Annotated in this window: 12 protein-coding genes; 3 read left to right on the top strand and 9 right to left on the bottom strand. The window is 75.0% G+C overall.

Annotated elements, in window-relative coordinates:
• A partial coding sequence (locus ACW0Q9_RS02275; protein WP_456178136.1) for a M1 family metallopeptidase occupies positions 1–1,385 on the top strand: 1,385 nt, incomplete at its 5' end.
• A 49-nt stretch (positions 1,386–1,434) separates the two neighbouring features.
• On the opposite strand, the gene ACW0Q9_RS02280 is transcribed toward ACW0Q9_RS02275, so the two are convergent.
• From ACW0Q9_RS02280 to gltB, 4 genes are all read right to left on the bottom strand, one after another.
• Complete coding sequence (locus ACW0Q9_RS02280; protein ID WP_456178138.1) at positions 1,435–1,947, bottom strand: hypothetical protein; 513 nt, start codon at positions 1,945–1,947, stop codon at positions 1,435–1,437.
• A gap of 89 nt (positions 1,948–2,036) precedes the next feature.
• Positions 2,037–3,659, bottom strand: a complete 1,623-nt coding sequence (locus tag ACW0Q9_RS02285; protein ID WP_456178139.1) for an MFS transporter — start codon at positions 3,657–3,659, stop codon at positions 2,037–2,039.
• Positions 3,660–3,873: 214 nt separating this feature from the next.
• Entirely contained in the window at positions 3,874–5,382 is a 1,509-nt protein-coding gene (locus tag ACW0Q9_RS02290) for a glutamate synthase subunit beta (RefSeq protein ID WP_456178141.1), read from the bottom strand.
• On the bottom strand, positions 5,375–10,042 hold the full coding sequence (gltB, locus tag ACW0Q9_RS02295) for a glutamate synthase large subunit (protein ID WP_456178143.1): 4,668 nt from the start codon (positions 10,040–10,042) through the stop codon (positions 5,375–5,377). Before gltB ends, ACW0Q9_RS02290 begins: the two co-directional genes overlap by 8 nt.
• Before the next feature lie 146 nt (positions 10,043–10,188).
• Here gltB and ACW0Q9_RS02300 point away from each other — a divergent pair, with 146 nt between their 5' ends.
• Positions 10,189–11,034, top strand: coding sequence for a GNAT family N-acetyltransferase (locus tag ACW0Q9_RS02300; protein WP_456178145.1), 846 nt, complete (start codon positions 10,189–10,191; stop codon positions 11,032–11,034).
• Positions 11,035–11,103: 69 nt separating this feature from the next.
• Here the strand turns inward: ACW0Q9_RS02300 and ACW0Q9_RS02305 are convergent, their stop codons facing one another.
• On the bottom strand, positions 11,104–12,291 hold the full coding sequence (locus tag ACW0Q9_RS02305; RefSeq protein ID WP_456178146.1) for an FAD-dependent oxidoreductase: 1,188 nt from the start codon (positions 12,289–12,291) through the stop codon (positions 11,104–11,106).
• An 11-nt stretch (positions 12,292–12,302) separates the two neighbouring features.
• A complete protein-coding gene (gene lgt, locus ACW0Q9_RS02310) occupies positions 12,303–13,565 on the bottom strand; it encodes a prolipoprotein diacylglyceryl transferase (RefSeq protein WP_456178148.1) in 1,263 nt (420 codons plus the stop codon).
• Between the two features lie 103 nt (positions 13,566–13,668).
• Here lgt and ACW0Q9_RS02315 point away from each other — a divergent pair, with 103 nt between their 5' ends.
• A complete protein-coding gene (locus ACW0Q9_RS02315) occupies positions 13,669–14,205 on the top strand; it encodes an NUDIX hydrolase (protein WP_456178150.1) in 537 nt (178 codons plus the stop codon).
• 635 nt (positions 14,206–14,840) lie between these two features.
• On the opposite strand, the gene trpA is transcribed toward ACW0Q9_RS02315, so the two are convergent.
• The 3 genes from trpA to trpC are packed head-to-tail and all read right to left on the bottom strand — an operon-like array spanning position 14,841 to position 17,724.
• On the bottom strand, positions 14,841–15,644 hold the full coding sequence (gene trpA, locus ACW0Q9_RS02320) for a tryptophan synthase subunit alpha (RefSeq protein ID WP_456178152.1): 804 nt from the start codon (positions 15,642–15,644) through the stop codon (positions 14,841–14,843).
• A gap of 4 nt (positions 15,645–15,648) precedes the next feature.
• Complete coding sequence (gene trpB, locus ACW0Q9_RS02325; protein ID WP_456178154.1) at positions 15,649–16,881, bottom strand: tryptophan synthase subunit beta; 1,233 nt, start codon at positions 16,879–16,881, stop codon at positions 15,649–15,651.
• A gap of 39 nt (positions 16,882–16,920) precedes the next feature.
• Positions 16,921–17,724 (bottom strand): indole-3-glycerol phosphate synthase TrpC, encoded by an 804-nt coding sequence (gene trpC, locus ACW0Q9_RS02330; protein WP_208863091.1) that lies wholly within the window; start codon positions 17,722–17,724, stop codon positions 16,921–16,923.
• Between the last annotated feature and the right edge of the window lie 384 nt (positions 17,725–18,108).

Consider the following 18,108-nt stretch of genomic DNA (forward strand, 5'->3'; position numbering starts at 1 on the left):
GCGACAGCTACTTCCCCGACTACGGCAACGGCGGCTACGACGTCGGCCACTACGACATCCGGCTGCGTTACGAACCGACCACCGACCGGCTCAGCGGCACCACGACCGTCCTGGCCACCGCCACCCAGGACCTGTCCCGGTTCAACCTCGACTTCGCCCTCGACGTCGAGTCGGTGCGGGTCAACGGCTGGCCGGCCGGCTTCGCCCGCGAGGGCGCGCACGAGCTGGTGGTCACCACGCCCCGGCCGGTCCTCAAGGGACAGCAGCTCACCGTCGTGGTGCGATACGCCGGCATCCCGTCGGAGACGCTGGTCCAGGGCTACACCGGCTGGACCCGGGTCGCCGACGGCGCGCTCGCCGTCAACGAGCCCGAGTCGGCCTGGTGGTGGTATCCGAGCAACGACCACCCGACGGACAAGGCCACCTGGGACATCTCCGTCTCGGTGCCGACCGGCGTCGAGGTGATCAGCAACGGGGTGCAGCCGCGCGCCCCGCTGCCCGAGGCCGGCGACCGCACCCGGTGGAGCTGGCGCAGCGTCAAGCCGGGCGCCACGTACCAGGCGTTCCTGGCCATCGGGCAGTACGACATCGTCACCGACACCGCGCCGAACGGGCAGCCGGTGCTGAACGCGTACAGCACCACGCTGGGCGAGCGGGGGCCGGCCGCCCGGGCCAGCATCGAACGCACCGCCGAGGTGGTCGACTGGGCGACCGGGCTGTTCGGGCCGTACCCGTTCGAGGCGCAGGGCGGCGTGGCCGGCCCGGTCGACGGCATCGGCTTCGCCCTGGAGACGCAGAGCCGCCCGGTCTACGGCCCCCGCTTCTGGCGACGCGGCGCGAACACCTACGTGGTGGTGCACGAGAACGCCCACCAGTGGTTCGGCGACTCGGTCTCGGTGGCCGACTGGAGCGGCATCTGGCTGAACGAGGGCTTCGCCTCGTACGCCGAGTGGCTCTGGTCGGAGGAGCAGGGCGAGGGCACCGCCCAGGAGCTGTTCGACTTCACCTACGCCGGCTACCCGGCCGACGCGGAGTTCTGGCAGGTCCTCCCCGGCGACCCAGGGCCCGGCAACGTCTTCGCCGACGCGGTCTACGACCGGGGCGCCATGGCGCTGCACCAGCTCCGGCTGGCCGTCGGCGACGAGGCGTTCTTCCGGATCCTGCCGGCCTGGACCGCCGAGCACCGGTACGGCAACGGCACCATCGCCCAGTTCCAGGCGCTCGCCGAGCGGATCTCCGGCCGGGACCTCGACGCGGTCCTCACCACCTGGCTGTTCACCGCCGGGCGGCCGGAGCCGGCCACCACCGCGCGGGCCGCGCTCGCCCCGGCGCAGCCGAAGTCGTGGGCCGGGATCCGGGCGGCACACCAGCTGCTGGAGCACTGACCGGCGCCGGCCGGGGTCGCTCCGCCACCCGGGGAGCGGGCCCGGCCGGTCAGGCCGGCACGGGAGTGGCGGCGGCCGGGGTCGCCGCCTCGATCGCCCGGATGTGCCGGTACGCGAACCAGAGCGGCGGGAACGCGCCGACCGCGAAGGAGAGGTCGACAAGCGTCCAGAACCACGGGATGTCCCGCAGCGGCCCGCAGATCAGCGCGAGCGGCACGATGCCGGCGCAGGCGATCATGCCGAGCTGCACCACCCAGACGTTGCGCACCGGGTCGCGCAGCGGACCCCAGAACGCCACGGCGAGCACCAGGTGCGCGAAGGCGAGCCAGTCGGTGCCGTAGAGCATGAACGGATAGCGCCCGCCGGTCTCGACCAGTCCGGTGTGGACCCGCTCGATCCAGCTCACCAGGGCCGGGAACTGGCCGGCGAGCGGGTCGAGTGCCCGGAGCAGCCAGCGCACCTCCAGCTCCAGCGGGAACGCGGTCACCCCGCTGAGGAACAGACCCACCACCACGACCCAGAGCCACCGGCGGATTCGCCGCAGGCGTACCTCGACGTCCATACCCGCAGCGTAGTGACGATCTTCGCGCCGTTGGGCCCCGCGCGGCCCCGCCGCGGCATGACCTCGCTCACCGGGCGCGCGGTGCCCGATCAGGCGGCGGGGCAGCCGTCGCGGTGCGCGTACGGCGACCGGAGGCTGGTCCACCGGGAGCGGCGCCGGCCCCGGTGGGGCGCGCAGGCCGCGCAGTCCTGGGCCGCCCGGGCGGATCGGCTCGACCGGAGCCGGCCCGCGCCGGGCCGCGCGCCGGCGGCGGCGCCGGGGAGCGCCACCGGGGAGGCACCGGCCAGCACCGTCGGACGGGACAGCGCCACGGCGGGCACGGCGGCCGCAGCGACCAGTCCCGTGCCGGCCGGGCGGACGACCCGGGCGGCGGAGGCGGTCGCGGCGGCCAGCCCCGCACCGGCGGGCCGGACGACCCGGACGGCGGTGGCGGCGACCCGGCGGACCGGGCGGGCGGCGGACGCGGCCAGCACCAGGGTGAGCCGGTGGCGCAGCCGGCGCTCGCGCAGGCGGTCCAGGGCCACCCCGGCCGCCGCGGTGGTCACCGCGGTGACCGCGCCGGCCAGCACCAGGGTCTGCCGCGGGCCGGCGTGCTCGGCGAGCCAGCCGAGCAGCGGCGCCCCCACGGCCGCGGAGACCGAGCCGGTGACCGCCAGGGCGGCCAGCACCCGGCCGCGCATGGCGTAGTCGGTGTCGAGCTGGGCCCGGGCGCCGACCGTGGTGTCGATGACCACCGCCGCGGCCGCCACCGGCAGGATCACCGCGGCGAAGCTCAGCGTGCCGGGGGCCAGCCCGGCGACGATCTGCAGCCCGCTGGCCAGCAGGCCCGCCCCGACCAGCACCGCGTAGCTCAGTTCCGGGCGACGGGCCGCGAACAGGGCGCCGAGGACCGTGCCGACCGCGAAGACGGTGGAGAGGAAGCCGTAGCCGGACGCGCCGCCGTGCAGCGGCCCGTCGCTCATGGCGGCCATGGTGACCTGGTAGTTGCGGCCCAGGCTGCCGAGCACGAAGGAGAGCGCCAGGGCCACCAGCACCACCGGCTGGCCCAGCAGGTAGCGGAAGCCGGCCCGGATGCCGCCGTCGGCCGGGGCCGCGTCGGCCGGCGCGGCCACGCCGCCGTGCCGCTCCCCCTCGCGTACGGCGAACAGCGCCACGACGACCGCGACGAAGCTGGCGGCGTTCGCGGCGAAGAGCAGGGCGGGACCGACGGCGGCGACCACGACGGCGCCGAGGCTCATGCCGAGGATCCGCCCGGCGGAGTTGGTGAGCGAGCCGAGGGCGAGGGCGTTGCCGAGGGTCTCCCGGTCCACCAGGGTGGAGGCCCAGCGGCCCATCACCGGCCCTTCGATGGCCGACACCGCGCCGGTGACCAGCGAGATCACGTAGATGGCCGGGAGGCCGCCGGCGCCGGTGACCGCGACCACGGCCAGCCCGGCGGCGAGCAGCGCGTGCGCGGCCTGGGCGGCGATCAGCAGCGGCTTGGCGGGCACCCGGTCGGCCAGCGCGCCACCCCAGACGCTTAGCACCAGGGTGGGCAGCGCCTGGAGCAGGACGGTGAACCCCATCGAGGTGGCCGATCCGGTTTCCGCCAGCACGTACCAGTTGACGCCGAGGACCTGCATCCAGGTCCCGATGACCGACACGAATCCGGCCGCGGCCCAGATCCGGTAGTTGCGGTGGCGCAGCGCGGCGAACGTGGCGCCGAGGGCCATGAGTGTTTCCCCGTCCAGACGGTGACACGACGAAGCCGGACCCCCGCGGGTCCGGCCAGCGCACAAGTCTGGCGGCGGTCAAACCTCCCGACGACAGTTGGTGAGAGGGTTCACCACGGAGGTCGGACGCCCGGGGCGGGCGGGCACGAACCGGACCCGGACGTAACGACACCCCGGTCCGCCGGGGGACCGGGGTGTCGGTGAACGCGCCGGGTCAGCGGGCGGCGAGCGGCTGCCGGGCCGGGTCGACCGGCGCGGGAAGCGAACCGACCCCGCCCAGGTGGTCGTGGATGGCCGCCGCGGCGGCCCGGCCCTCGGCGATCGCCCAGACGATAAGCGAGGCGCCCCGGTGCATGTCGCCGGCCACGAACACGCCGTCGGCGTCGGTCTGCCAGTCGGGACGGGCGTCGACCGCGCCGCGGCCGTTGCGCGTGACCCCGAACTGGGTCAGCAGCGGCTGCTCCTCGGTGCCCTCGAAGCCGATGGCGAGCAGCACCAGGTCGGCCGGGATCTCCCGCTCGGACCCGGGCAGCGCGGTGACGATCCGCCGGCCGTCCACCTTCTCGACGGTCACCTCGGCGATCCGGACCGCCCGGACCTGGCCGGTGCCGTCGTCGACGAACTCCTGCACCGCCACGGCGAAGACCCGCTCGCCGCCCTCCTCGTGCGCCGGGTAGTTGCGCAGCACCCACGGCCAGGTCGGCCACGGGTCGCGGGCGGCGTCCCGGTCGGCCGGCGGCTCCGGGTAGAGGTCGAGCTGGTGCACGCCGGCCGCACCCTGCCGGTGGGCCACGCCGAGGCAGTCGGCGGCCGTGTCGCCACCGCCGATGATCACCACGTGCTTGCCGGCCGCGTCGATCGGGGTGCCGTCCGGGAGCGTGGCCAGGGCGGGCCGGCCCTCACCCGCCGCCGCCACCACCCGGTTCGCCGCCACCAGGTGCGCCATGGCCTGGTGTACGCCCCGCAGCGCCCGCCCCGGCGTCTCCGGGGTGTCCCGGCCCTGGAGCGCGCCGCAGGCGAGCAGCACCGCGTCGTGCTCGGCGCGCAGCTGCTCGGCGGTGACGTCGACGCCGACGTCGACCCCGGTGCGGAAGCGCACCCCCTCGGCGGCGAGCTGGGCCAGCCGCCGGTCGATGTGCCGCTTCTCCAGCTTGAAGTCGGGGATGCCGTAGCGGAGCAGGCCGCCGAGCGCGTCGTCCCGCTCGTACACGGTGACGGCGTGGCCGGCCCGGGCGAGCTGCTGCGCGGCGGCGAGCCCGGCGGGGCCCGAGCCGACCACGGCGACGGACCGCCCGGTCGGGGCCGGCGCCGGCTGCGGGCGCAGCCCACCCCGGGCCACCGCGGCCTCGGCGATCTCCACCTCGACCTGCTTGATGGTGACCGGCTGCTGGCCGCCCAGGCCCAGCACGCAGGCCGCCTCGCAGGGCGCCGGGCAGAGCCGGCCGGTGAACTCGGGGAAGTTGTTGGTGGCGTGCAGCGACTCCACCGCGGCGTCCCAGCCGCCGGTGCGGACCAGGTCGTTCCAGTCCGGGATCCGGTTGCCGAGCGGGCAGCCGTCGTGGCAGAACGGGATGCCGCAGTCCATGCAGCGGGTGGCCTGCTCGCGGATCAGCTCCTCGCCGGCCGGCGGGTAGACCTCCCGCCAGTCCATGATCCGCACCGGGACCGGGCGGCGGGCGGGCAGCCGCCGGTCGTAGCGCAGGAAACCGTTCGGGTCAGGCACGAGCCACCTCCTGGGCGACCGCCCGCGGGGCGGGCGGCACCGGCGCGGTGGAGGAGGCCGCCAGGGCGCTCATCACCGCGTCGTCGACGTCGTGGCCGGCGGCTTCGGCGGCCCGCATGATCTCCAGCACCCGGCGGTAGTCCCGGGGCACCACGGCGGTGAACTCCTCCACCGCCTCCGGCCAGCGCTTCAGCAGCTCCTCGGCGACCGCCGAGTCGGTCTCGGCGAAGTGCCGCTGGACCAGCTCGTGCAACCGCTCCCGCTCCTCCTCGCGCAGCGGCGACAGGTCGACCAGCTCGGCGTTGACCAGCCGCCGGTCGAGCCGGTGCACGTACGCCGTGCCGCCGGACATGCCCGCGGCGAAGTTGCGCCCGGTGGGCCCGAGCACCACGACGGTCCCGCCGGTCATGTACTCGCAGCCGTGGTCGCCGACGCCCTCGACGACGGCCACCGCCCCGGAGTTGCGCACGGCGAACCGCTCGCCGACCCGGCCACGCAGGAAGACCTCGCCGCCGGTGGCGCCGTAGAGGATCGTGTTGCCGGCGATGATCTGGTCCTCGGCGCGCCGGCCGGGGTCGGCGTCCGCGCCGGCGAACGGCGCGGCGGCGTCCGGGCGGACGACGAGCCGCCCGCCGGAGAGGCCCTTGCCGACGTAGTCGTTGGCGTCGCCGTGCAGGCGCAGGGTGACCCCGCGCGGCAGGAACGCCCCGAACGACTGGCCGGCGGTGCCCCGCAGCAGGAACTCGACGGTGTCGTCGGGCAGCCCGGCGCCGCCGAAGCGGCGGGTCACCTCGCCGCCGAGCATGGCGCCCACGCTGCGGTGCTCGTTGCGCACGGCCACCTGGACCCGGACCGGGGTGCCGTCGCGCAGCGCCGGCTCGGCCAGGGCGACGAGCTGGTTGTCCAGCGCCAGCTCCAGGCCGTGGTCCTGGGCCCGGATCCCGCGCCGGGCGGCGCCCTCGGGCAGCTCGGGCAGGTGCAGCACCCGGCTGAGGTCGAGCCCGTGGCCCTTCCAGTGGTCGATCGCGCCGGTGACGTCGAGCAGCTCGGTGTGCCCGATCGCCTCCTCGATGCTGCGGAAGCCCAGCTCGGCCAGGTAGCCGCGGACCTCCTCGGCCAGGAAGAGGAAGAAGTTCTCCACGAACTCGGGCCGGCCGGTGAAACGCTCGCGCAGCACCGGGTTCTGGGTGGCGATGCCGACCGGGCAGGTGTCCAGGTGGCAGACGCGCATCATCACGCAGCCCTCGACGATCAGCGGGGCGGTGGCGAAGCCGAACTCCTCCGCGCCGAGCAGCGCCGCGATCAGCACGTCCCGGCCGGTCTTGAGCTGGCCGTCGACCTGCACCGTGACCCGGTCGCGGAGCTTGTTGAGCAGCAGCGTCTGCTGCGCCTCGGCCAGGCCCAGCTCCCAGGGGGTGCCGGCGTGCTTGAGCGAGTTGAGCGGCGAGGCGCCGGTGCCGCCGTCGTGGCCGGAGATCAGGATGACGTCCGCCTTGAGCTTGGCCACGCCGGCCGCCACGGTGCCCACCCCGACCTCGCTGACCAGCTTGACGTGCACCCGGGCGGCCGGGTTGACGCACTTCAGGTCGTGGACGAGCTGGGCCAGGTCCTCGATCGAGTAGATGTCGTGGTGCGGCGGCGGGGAGATCAGGCCGACGCCCGGGGTGGCGTGCCGGGTCCGGGCGATCCACGGCCAGACCTTGTTGCCGGGCAGCTGGCCGCCCTCGCCGGGCTTCGCGCCCTGGGCCATCTTGATCTGGAGGTCGTCGGCGTTGACCAGGTATTCGCTCGTCACGCCGAACCGGCCGCTGGCGATCTGCTTGACCGCCGAGCGCCGCTCGGGGTCGTGCAGCCGCGCGACGTCCTCGCCGCCCTCGCCGGTGTTCGACTTGCCGCCGAGGCGGTTCATCGCGATGGCCAGGGTCTCGTGCGCCTCCGCCGAGATCGACCCGTACGACATGGCGCCGGTGGCGAACCGCTTGACGATCTCGCCGGCCGGCTCCACCTCGTCCAGCGGCACCGGCGGGCGCACCCCGGTACGCAGCGTGAACAGCCCGCGCAGCGAGCCGGCCTTCCCGGCCAGCTCGTCGACCTTGGCCGTGTACTGCCGGAAGACGTCGTACTGGCGGCTGCGGGTGGCGTGCTGCAGCAGGAAGACCGTCTCCGGGTTGAACAGGTGCAGCTCGCCCTCACGGCGCCACTGGTACTCGCCGCCGACCTCCAGCCGGTCGGTGGCCCGCGCGCCCGGGGCCGGCCAGGCCAGGGCGTGCCGGGCGGCCACCTCGGCGTGGATCTCGGCCAGCCCGATGCCGCTGATCGTGCTTGGCGTGCCCCGGAAGTAGCGCTGGACCAGCCGGGTGTCCAGGCCGACCGCCTCGAAGACCTGCGCGCCGCAGTACGACGAGACCGTCGAGATGCCCATCTTCGACATGATCTTCAGGACGCCCTTGCCGAGCGCCTTGACGTAGTTGCGGATGGCCTTGGCCGGTTCCATGCCGACAAGCGCGCCCGTGGAGATCATGTCCTCGACCGACTCGAAGGCCAGGTACGGGTTGACCGCCGCCGCGCCGTAGCCGATCAGCACGGCCGCGTGGTGCACCTCGCGGCAGTCGCCGGACTCGACGATGAGCGCCACCTGGGTCCGGGTCTGCTCCCGCACCAGGTGCTGGTGCACCGCGGCGGTGAGCAGCAGCGACGGGATCGGGGCCAGGTCGGCGTTGGAGTCCCGGTCCGACAGCACCAGGATGCGCACGCCGTCCTCGATCGCCTCGGAGACGTGCCGGCAGATCTCGGTGAGCCGGGCCTTGATGCCGGCCCCGCCGTCGCGGACCCGGTACAGCCCGGAGACCCGGACCGCCTTGAAGCCGGGCAGGTCGCCGTCCTCGTCGATGGAGAGGATCTTGGCCAGCTCGTCGTTGTCGATCACCGGGTAGGGCAGCACGATCTGCCGGCAGCTCGCCGGGCCCGGGTCGAGCAGGTTGCCCTCCGGCCCGATGGTGGACGCCAGGCTGGTCACCAGCTCCTCGCGGATGGCGTCCAGCGGCGGGTTGGTGACCTGGGCGAAGAGCTGGTGGAAGTAGTCGTAGAGCAGCCGCGGGCGGGTGGAGAGCGGGGCGATCGGGGTGTCCGTGCCCATCGACCCGATCGGCTCCGCGCCGCTGCGGGCCATCGGGGCGAGCAGGACCTTCAGCTCCTCCTCGGTGTAGCCGAAGGTCTGCTGCCGGCGGCGTACCGAGTCGTGGGTGTAGACGATGTGCTCGCGCGGGGGCAGCTCGTCCAGCTCGATGAGGCCCGCGTGCAGCCACTCCTCGTACGGCCGGGCGGCGGCCAGCTCGGTCTTGATCTCGTCGTCGGAGACGATCCGGCCGTTCACCGTGTCGACCAGGAACATCTTGCCGGGCTGGAGCCGGCCCTTGGCGACCACGGTGGCCGGGTCGAGGTCGAGCACGCCCGCCTCGCTGCCCAGCACCACCAGGCCGTCGGCGGTCCGCCACCAGCGGCCCGGGCGCAGCCCGTTGCGGTCCAGCACCGCGCCGACGATCTCGCCGTCGGTGAAGGCGACCGAGGCGGGGCCGTCCCACGGCTCCATGAGGCTGGCGTGGAAGCGGTAGAAGGCGCGCTTGTCGGCGCGCATCTCCGGGTCGTTCTCCCAGGCCTCGGGGATCATCATGAGCACCGCGTGCGGCAGGCTCCGCCCGGCCAGGTGCAGCAGTTCGAGCACCTCGTCGAAGTTGGCCGAGTCGGAGGCGGCCGGGGTGCAGACCGGGAAGACCCGGCGGATGTTGCCCGGCAGGTGCGGGCTGCGCAGCAGCGCCTCCCGGGCCTGCATCCAGTTCCGGTTGCCGCGGATCGTGTTGATCTCGCCGTTGTGCGCGATGAACCGGTAGGGGTGGGCCAGCGGCCAGGACGGGAAGGTGTTGGTGGAGAACCGCGAGTGCACCAGCGCGATCGCGCTGACCACCCGCTCGTCGGTCAGCTCCGGGTAGAACGCCGGGAGCTGGTCCGGGGTGAGCATGCCCTTCCAGACCATGGTCCGGCCGCTCAGCGACGGGAAGTACGCCGGCACACCGCGCTCGGCGGTCTCCCGCTCGACCTGCTTGCGCAGGCAGAACGCCACCCGGTCCAGGTCGAGCCCGGTCAGCGGGGAGCCGGCCGGCCCGGCGGGGGCGTCGGTGAGCCGGTGCGCGGCCAGGAAGAGCTGCCGGACCCGGGGCATCGCCGCGAGGGCGGTCTCGCCGAGGTCGGACGGGTCGGTGGGCACGTCCCGCCAACCGAGGATGTCGGCCCCCTCGACCAGCGCGTACTTCTCCACCACCTGGCGCGCCCGGGCCTCGGCCGCGTCGTCGTCGGGCAGGAAGACCAGGCCGGTGGCGTACTGGCCGGCGGGCGGCAGCGGGAAGTCGACGACCGCGCGCAGGAACGCGTCCGGCACCTGGATCATGATCCCGGCGCCGTCACCGGTGTTGTGCTCCGCGCCCCGGGCGCCCCGGTGGTCCAGCCGGCAGAGCGCCCCGAGACCGTTCGCCACGACCTCGTGCGAGCGGCGACCGTGCAGGTCGGCCACGAAGGCCACACCGCAGGCGTCGTGCTCGTGCGCGGGGTCGTAGAGCCCCGTCGTCCGCGGGGCCGGCTGGGGGCTGTGAGGGTACGGAAAGGCCACCGGGCCTCCTGTCGTCACTCAGGTTGGAACATGGTGGGGACGACGTCGGCCCTCGGGGGTTTTATTGAGTCTACGTTAGGGCTTCCGGCGCAAGGCCAGTTCAGATTGATCACACTTCCAGAATCTGGGACGTGTAGTCTCGCGCGGTGGATGTCGTACGCGCTGACGTGCTCGACCGGTTGGAGCGTTTCTACGACGCGGTGCCCCGGGACGGGGCACGGGCGGAGGAACACGGCGCGCTCGTGCTGTTCGTCCGGGACGGGGCCGGTTGGCCGTTCTACGCCCGACCCCGGCTGGACGCCACCGAGCCGCCCTCGCTGGCCGACGTGACCGCCGTCCGGGCCCGGCAGCGCGAGCTGGGCCTGCCGGAGGCGTTCGAGTGGGTGCACGAGGTCACCCCGGACCTGTTGGCGGTGGCCCGCTCGGCCGGGCTGAGCGTGCTGGAGGCGCCGCTCATGGTGCTGGAGCCGGACCGCCTGCCCGACCCGGCGACGCTCAGCGACGTACCGGTGCGGGTCCTCGACCCCGCCGACCCGAGCTTCGCCGCGGACGTGGCGCTGCGCCGCGCCGTCGCCGCGGTCGGCTTCTCGCACGGGGGCACCGGTCGCGGCGAGGCCGGCCCGGCGGAACGGGACGCCGCCGTCTCCCGGCTCGACGTGGCCGCGCTCGACGAGGAGGCGGTCCGCATCGTCGACGGCCGGCGCATCTCGGTGCTCGCCGAGACCGCCGCCGAGGGGGCGCTGGCCAGCGGGATGGCCATGCGGGTCGACGACGTGGCGGAGATCGCCGGGGTGGCCACGCTGCCGGCCGCCCGCCGGCGCGGCCTCGGCGCGGCGGTCACCGCCACCCTCGCCCACCGGCTGCTCGCCGCCGGCACCGATCTGATCTTCCTCTCCGCCGGCAGCGAGGAGATCGCCCGGGTCTACCTGCGGGTGGGCTTCCGCCGCGTCGGCACGGCCTGCATCGCCGAGCCCACCGCCGTGGTCGGCTGACTCCCGCTCGCCCGGGCGCCCGGCCCGGCCGGGGGACGACGCCGTGCGTCACCCGCGGGAGCGGCGTGGTCAGGCCGGCGGGTGCCAGGAGGCGGCGGCGGCCGCGGCCGTGCTGCGCAGTCGAGGGCTGATCGTGCCCAGCGCGGCGTCGCGGGCCCGCAACGCCAGCCGGCCGCGGGTCTGCAGGACCGCCGACATCCGGCGGGTCTGCCGCACCATGGTGGCGGCGCGGGGACGGCGCAGCCGGTCGTAGGCGGCCACCGCGTCGGGTAGCCGGGACTCCCGCAGCAGCGCCGACAGGGTGGCCGCGTCCTCGAAGGCGAGGCAGGCGCCCTGACCGAGGTGCGGCGGCATGGCGTGCGCGGCGTCGCCGAGCAGCACCACCCCGCCCGGCCCGGCCGGGAAGCCGTAGGCCCGGGGCAGCGGGCGCAGCTCGCGGATCTCCTGCTGCACCAGGTCGGCCGGGTCGGTCGCATCGAGCAGCGTGGCGATCGGTGCCGGCCAGCCCGCGTACCAGCGCTTGAGCAGGGCGAGCTGGGTCTCCGGCGGCTCGGGGCGGGGCGCCCCCGCGGCGGTGGCCACCCAGTAGATGCCGCCCCGGCGGGAGGCGCCGGCGGTGCCCCGGTCGCCGAGCGAGGCGGCCACGAAGCGGTAGCCCGCGCCCAGCGTCTCGCCGTGCACCGGCTGGTCGTCGGGGAGCTGCGGGGCCCGGTACCAGGGGATGACGGCCCGCCAGGCGGCGCAGCCGGAGCTGACCACCGCCGTCTCCGGGGCGAGCTGCCGGCGGATCTCGCTGTCGGTGCCGTCGGCTGCGACGACCAGGTCCGCCTCGACCGTGTGCCGGCCGTCGCCGACCGCGGGACGCTCACCGGCCGCCGCCCGCACCGTCCGCACGGTCACCCCGGTGCGCAGCTCCACCTGGTCGCCCAGGCCGGCGATCAGCGCGTCGTGCAGGTCCTCCCGGTGCACCACGACCGGCATCCGCTCGGCCGGGGTGGGGCGGGGCTGCACCAGCCAGTGCCCGTCGGGGCGGCGTACCCCACCGTCGGGCAGCGGAGTGGCGATCGCGTCCAGCCCGGCGCCGAGGCCGAGGGCGCGCAGCGCGCGTACCCCGTTGGGCCAGAGCACCACGGCGGTCGCCTCCGGACGGACCCGGTCGGCCCGTTCGAGGAGGGTGACCCGCCAGCCCGACCGGGCCAGCGTGCCGGCCACCGCCAGCCCGCCGAGGCCGGCGCCGACCACCACCGCGCTCCGCATGACTCCCCCGCTCAGCTGTCCCGGTCGGCGGGGCGGGCGCCGCCGGCGCCGGCCCGGTCCTCGTCCGTCCGGTCCGGGTCGGGCCGCGCCTCACCGGCCGGCACGTCCGCCGACTCACGCTCCGCGGTGCCCGCGTCGGTCGCCGCCCCGGCAGCCGCGCCCTCGTCGGTCGCCGCCCCGGCAGCCGTGGACTCGTCGGTCGCGGCCTCGTCGGCGTCGTTCTGGTCGGCCTCGCCGGTCGCCGCCGGCTCCTCGGCCGGAACCTCGCCGGTCTCCCGGTACGCGCGGAACTGCTCCTCGGAGACCACCCGGTAGCCCTCCGGCGCGACCGGGCGCGCCCCGGCCTCCCGCGCGGAGAGGTCGACCTGCGACACGTCGCCGCCCGCGGGCGGGACCGGGGCGGCCGGCTCCCCGACCGGGATGAGGTATTCGCGCGGCCCGCGTACCCGCAGGAAGTAGACCAGCGCGCCGAGGAAGACCAGCGCCGCGGTCCACACGTTGAGCCGCACGCCGAGGATGTGGTTGGCCTCGTCGGTGCGCATCAGCTCGATCCAGAACCGGCCCGCCGTGTAGCCCATCACGTAGAGCGCGAAGGCCCGGCCCCGGCCCAGCCGCAGCTTCCGGTCGAGGACCACGACCAGTGCGGCGACGCCGATGTTCCAGAGCGCCTCGTAGAGGAAGGCCGGGTGGTAGAGCCCCGGCTGGAGGACCGGATTGCCGGCGTCGTCGCGCAGCGCGTGCCCCGGGTTGTCCGGGTCCATCACGTGGACCTCCAGACCCCAGGGCAGGCTGGTGCGCCCGCCGTAGAGCTCGTTGTTGAACCAGTTGCCGAGCCGGCCGACCGCCTGGGCCAGCGGCAGGCCCGGCGCCAGCGCGTCGGCCACCACGGCGAACGGGATGCCCAGCTGCCGGGCGGCGAACCAGGCGCCGACCGCGCCGCCGGCCACCGCGCCCCAGATGCCGAGCCCGCCCTCCCAGATGGCGAACGCCTTGAGCGGCTGGCCGTCGGCCCCGAAGTATTTCTCCGGCGAGGTGATCACATGGTAGATCCGGGCGCCGATGATGCCCGCGGGCACCGCCCAGACGGCGATGTCGAGCACGGCGCCCGGTGCGACGCCGCGGCGGCGCAGCCGGTATTCGGTGACCACGCAGGCCACCACGATGCCGACGATGATGCAGAGCGCGTAGGCCCGGATCGGAACCGGTCCGAGCTGCCAGACGGCGGTGCCGGGGCTGGGCAGGGCCGCCAGTGGGGTCATCGGGGCGAGGGTCACGGGTGCACACGGTACCGGTGCGGACCGTGCTCGCGGCACCCCGGTCCGGCCGGGTTCGCGGCTCGGCTGACTTCTGGTTTGCGCGGTCGTAGGCTCTTTGTCCATGAGCGCGCTCACCTGGGCGGTCGCCGCGGTCGTCACCGATCCGTCCGGCCGGGTGCTGCTCTGCCGGCAGTCCGGCGGCGGCCGGCGCTGGGCGCTGCCCGGCGGGCGGCTGCGCCGCGACGAGAGCCCGGCCGCCGCCGCGCGCCGGGAGATCCGCGCCGAGACCGGCTTGGAGGTCGAGCTGGTCGATCTGGTCGGCCTCTACCGGCTCGGCGACCCCGCCGCTCCCCGGCCGCCGGCCGGCCACTGCGGCGCCCTGCCCGACGTGCTGGTGCACGTGTTCCGGGCCCGCGCGCTCGGCGATGCGCCGGCCGCTGCCCCGACGGGCGGCTGCCACCTCGACTGGCACGCACCGGACGCGCTGCCCGAGGCGCTCACGCCGACCACCCGCACCGCCGTCGCCGATGCCCTGGCCGGCCGCTCCGGCGTCCTGCGCGAGGCGACCCGGAGCGGCGACGAGACGCCGCGGGCCGGTGAGGCGACGGCCCCGCCCGAGCAGCGGGCCGGCGGCGGGCTGGGCACAACCCGGCGCTGACTTCGCCGGGGGCCGGCCGACGACCATCATGGTCGACGCCAGCCCGCCGGCGTGCGGGCGTCGGCGGAGGTCGAACACCAACCAACTCGGTGACCGGAGCGGATGACCGGGGGGAAACTGGCCCCGCGCCCTCGGCAACTGACGTTGAAGACGGGGCGATTCGCCCGGGCACGCCCACCCGGGGTAGGTCCACGAGCGCCTGTCGAGCTGATGACGCAAACGACTCAGGGGGACGACGCCGACCGCTGGCGGGGCGTCCGCCAGGCCGGTAGCGGGGCCCCGGGGCCGGTGGCGGGTGGCAGCGGGGCCGATGGCGGTGACCGCGCGAGGCCGACGGCGATGACCGGCCGGGGCCGATGGCGGTGACAGCCCGAGGCCGGTGGCCGGTGGCCGCGCGAGACAGATGGCCGGTGGCCGTGCGAGACCGATGGCGGGTGGCCGCGGGGCGGAGGCGAGGCTCCGACGTCACAGACGACTCAGCTCGACAGGCAGTCCCACAGAGTCACCAGGGCGCCCGCCCGGCGTGGACCGACCAAAACACTCACTCCACCACGGCGAGGTGGGGGCATCGGCGAGCGCCGGATACCACCACCTCGGCGAGGTGGAGTGGATCAACCGCCCGGCGGGGCCGGTCGTCAGTGGGCCGGGTTGCGGACGCCGTCGGCGAGTTCGGCGCTGAGGGCGCGCAGGGCGGTGAGGCCGGCGGCCTGGTCGGGGGCGTCGAGCACGCAGCGGACCAGGGCGCTGCCCACGATCACCGCGTCGGCGTAGCCGGCGACGGTGGCGGCCTGGGCGCCGGTGCCCACTCCCAGCCCGACGCCGACCGGCAGGTCGGTGACCTCGCGCAGCCGGGAGACCAGGACCGGCGCCGCCTCGGAGGTCTGCGTCCGCGCGCCGGTCACACCCATGAGGGCGGTGGCGTAGACGAAGCCGCGGCAGTGCTCGGCGGTCATCTTGACCCGAGCGTCGGTGGAGGACGGGGAGACCAGGAAGGTCCGGTCGAGGCCGTGCGCCTCGGAGGCGGCCAGCCACTCGCCGGCCTCCTCGGGGATCAGGTCCGGAGTGATCAGGCCGGTGCCGCCGGCGGCGGCCAGGTCGCGGGCGAACGCGTCGACGCCGTACTGCTCGATCGGGTTCCAGTAGGTCATGGTGACCACCGGCGCGCCGGTCGCGGCGACCGCCTCGATGATGCGCAGCGTGTCGGCGGTGCGTACGCCGCCGGCCAGGGCGATGTCGCTGGCCTTCTGGATGACCGGGCCGTCCATCACCGGGTCGGAGTAGGGGATCTCCACCTCGATGACGTCCACGCCGGCCTCGACCATGGCGGTCATCGCGGCGATGCTGCCCTCGACGGTCGGGAAGCCGGCCGGCATGCAGCCGACCAGCACCGCCCGCCCGTCGGCCCGGGCCTTGTCGAAGGCGACCCCGATCCGGCTCACGCTCTCACTCCTTGTCGAGGATGCCGAAGTAGCCGCCGGCCGTGTGCACGTCCTTGTCGCCCCGGCCGGACAGGTTGACCACGATGACCGGCTCGCGGCCCAGCTCGGCGGCGAGCTGCGGGGCGATCCTGCGCGCGCCGGCGAGCGCGTGCGAGCTCTCGATCGCCGGGATGATGCCCTCGGTGCGGCAGAGCAGCTCGAAGGCGGCCATCGCCTCGTCGTCGTCGACGGGCAGGTAGGTGGCCCGGCCGCTGTCGTGCAGCCAGGCGTGCTCCGGCCCGACTCCCGGGTAGTCGAGGCCGGCCGAGATCGAGTGCGACTCGATCGTCTGGCCGTCCTCGTTCTGCAGGACGTACGTGCGGGTGCCGTGCAGCACACCCGCGGAGCCGCCGGTGATGCTTGCCGCGTGCCGGCCGGTCGCCACGCCCTCGCCGCCGGCCTCGAAGCCGTAGAGCCGCACGCCGGTGTCGGGCACGAAGGCGTGGAAGATGCCCAGCGCGTTGGAGCCGCCGCCCACGCAGGCCGCGACGGCGTCCGGCAGCGCGCCGGTGAGGTCGAGGCACTGCTGGCGGGCCTCCACGCCGATGCCGCGCACGAAGTCCCGGACCATCTCCGGGAACGGGTGCGGGCCGGCGGCGGTGCCGATCAGGTAGTGGGTGCTGTCGACGTTGGCGACCCAGTCCCGCATCGCCTCGTTCATCGCGTCCTTGAGGGTCCGCGAGCCGGCGGTGACCGGGACGACGGTGGCGCCGAGCATCCGCATCCGGGCCACGTTGAGCGCCTGCCGCTCGGTGTCCACCTCGCCCATGTAGACCACGCACTCGAGGTCGAACAGGGCGGCGGCGGTGGCGGTGGCCACGCCGTGCTGGCCGGCGCCGGTCTCCGCGATGACCCGCCGCTTGCCCATCCGCTTCGTGAGCAGCGCCTGGCCGAGCACGTTGCGGACCTTGTGCGCGCCGGTGTGGTTGAGGTCCTCCCGCTTGAGCAGGACCCGGGCGCCGAGCTCGGCGGAGAGCCGCCGGGCCTCGTAGAGCAGCGACGGGGTGCCGGCGTAGTCGCGCAGCAGGGCGTCGAACTCGGCGAGGAAGCTCTCGTCGGTCATCGCCTTGCGGTATGCCACGTCCAGCTCGTCGAGCGCGGCGACCAGGGCCTCGGGGACGAACCGGCCACCGAACCGGCCGAAGTGACCGGCGGCGTCGGGGAGCTGGCCGGCCGGGGCCGCGGCGTCAGTGCTCATCGCGGGAGTCCTCTCGACGTGTCGGGCCCCGGGCGCGGGTCAGCGCACCGGGCGGGGCGTGGCCGGGTGGTTGCCGGCGTTGACCAGCTCGGCGACCGCCTCGCGGGGGCTCTTCTGGGTGACCAGGCCCTCGCCCACCAGGACCGCGTCGGCGCCGGCCGAGGCGTAGCGGATGAGGTCGTGCGGGCCGCGCACGCCGGACTCGGCGATCTTGACGACGCTGCTCGGCAGGCCGGGCGCGATCCGCTCGAACACCGAGCGGTCGACCTCCAGGGTACGCAGGTCGCGGGCGTTGACCCCGATCACCTGCGCGCCGGCCTCCATGGCCCGGTCGGCCTCCTCCTCGGTGTGCACCTCGACGAGCGCGCACATGCCCAGCGACTCGATCCGCTCCAGCAGCCCGACCAGGACGTTCTGCTCCAGCGCGGCCACGATCAGCAGCACCAGGTCGGCGCCGTGCGCGCGGGCCTCGTGCACCTGGTAGCTGGAGACCACGAAGTCCTTGCGCAGCACCGGCACGTTGACCGCGGCGCGGACCGCCGCCAGGTCGTCCAGCGACCCGCCGAACCAGCGGCCCTCGGTGAGCACACTGATCGCCCGGGCGCCGCCGGCCGCGTAGTCGCTGGCCAGGTCGGCCGGGTCGGCGATCTCGGCCAGCCGCCCCTTGGACGGCGACGAGCGCTTCACCTCGGCGATCACGGCCACGCCGGGCCGGCGCAGCGCCGCGTACGCGTCCAGCGGCGGCGGCGCGGCGGCGGCCAGCTCGCGGATCCGCTCCAGCGGAACCTGCTCCTGCCGCCGGGCCACGTCCTCGCGCACGCCGGCCAGGATCTCGTCGAGCACGCTTGCGGACGCCGCCGATCCGGCCTCGTCCCCCTCCGCGTGCGCATGCTCAGCAGTCACCAACGGACTCCCCTCTCCGGGTGTCATGGGCCGATGCTAGGGGGCGCCACCTGGAGACAAGTGCCGGGGGTATGGCGCTCCTCACGAAATGGGCTGTGGCATGATGACCGACTTCGGGTGAACACGGTGTCACGCAGCGCCACCGCGCCCATCGACCGGCGTCACCCGGGCGCGCTCCGCGCCCCCGGCCGCCACATCGACCGCCGACCATGACCCATCTCACCACGGCGACCCGCTCCCCGCAGGACCGTGACGGTCGTCGATGGTGTGAGCAAGCTCAAGGACGAACGGCCCTGCCCAGGTCGGCCCGGGTGCCACAGAGTT

Source organism: Micromonospora sp. I033 (genome assembly GCF_053890995.1).

Bases quoted from the DNA above. Each gene is read 5' to 3' on its own strand.
- ACW0Q9_RS02315 (WP_456178150.1), top strand. From the start codon at position 13,669: ATGAGCGCGCTCACCTGGGCGGTCGCCGCGGTCGTCACCGATCCGTCC.
- ACW0Q9_RS02280 (WP_456178138.1), bottom strand. From the start codon at position 1,947: ATGGACGTCGAGGTACGCCTGCGGCGAATCCGCCGGTGGCTCTGGGTC.
- trpB (WP_456178154.1), bottom strand. From the start codon at position 16,881: ATGAGCACTGACGCCGCGGCCCCGGCCGGCCAGCTCCCCGACGCCGCC.
- ACW0Q9_RS02285 (WP_456178139.1), bottom strand. From the start codon at position 3,659: ATGGCCCTCGGCGCCACGTTCGCCGCGCTGCGCCACCGCAACTACCGG.
- ACW0Q9_RS02305 (WP_456178146.1), bottom strand. From the start codon at position 12,291: ATGCGGAGCGCGGTGGTGGTCGGCGCCGGCCTCGGCGGGCTGGCGGTG.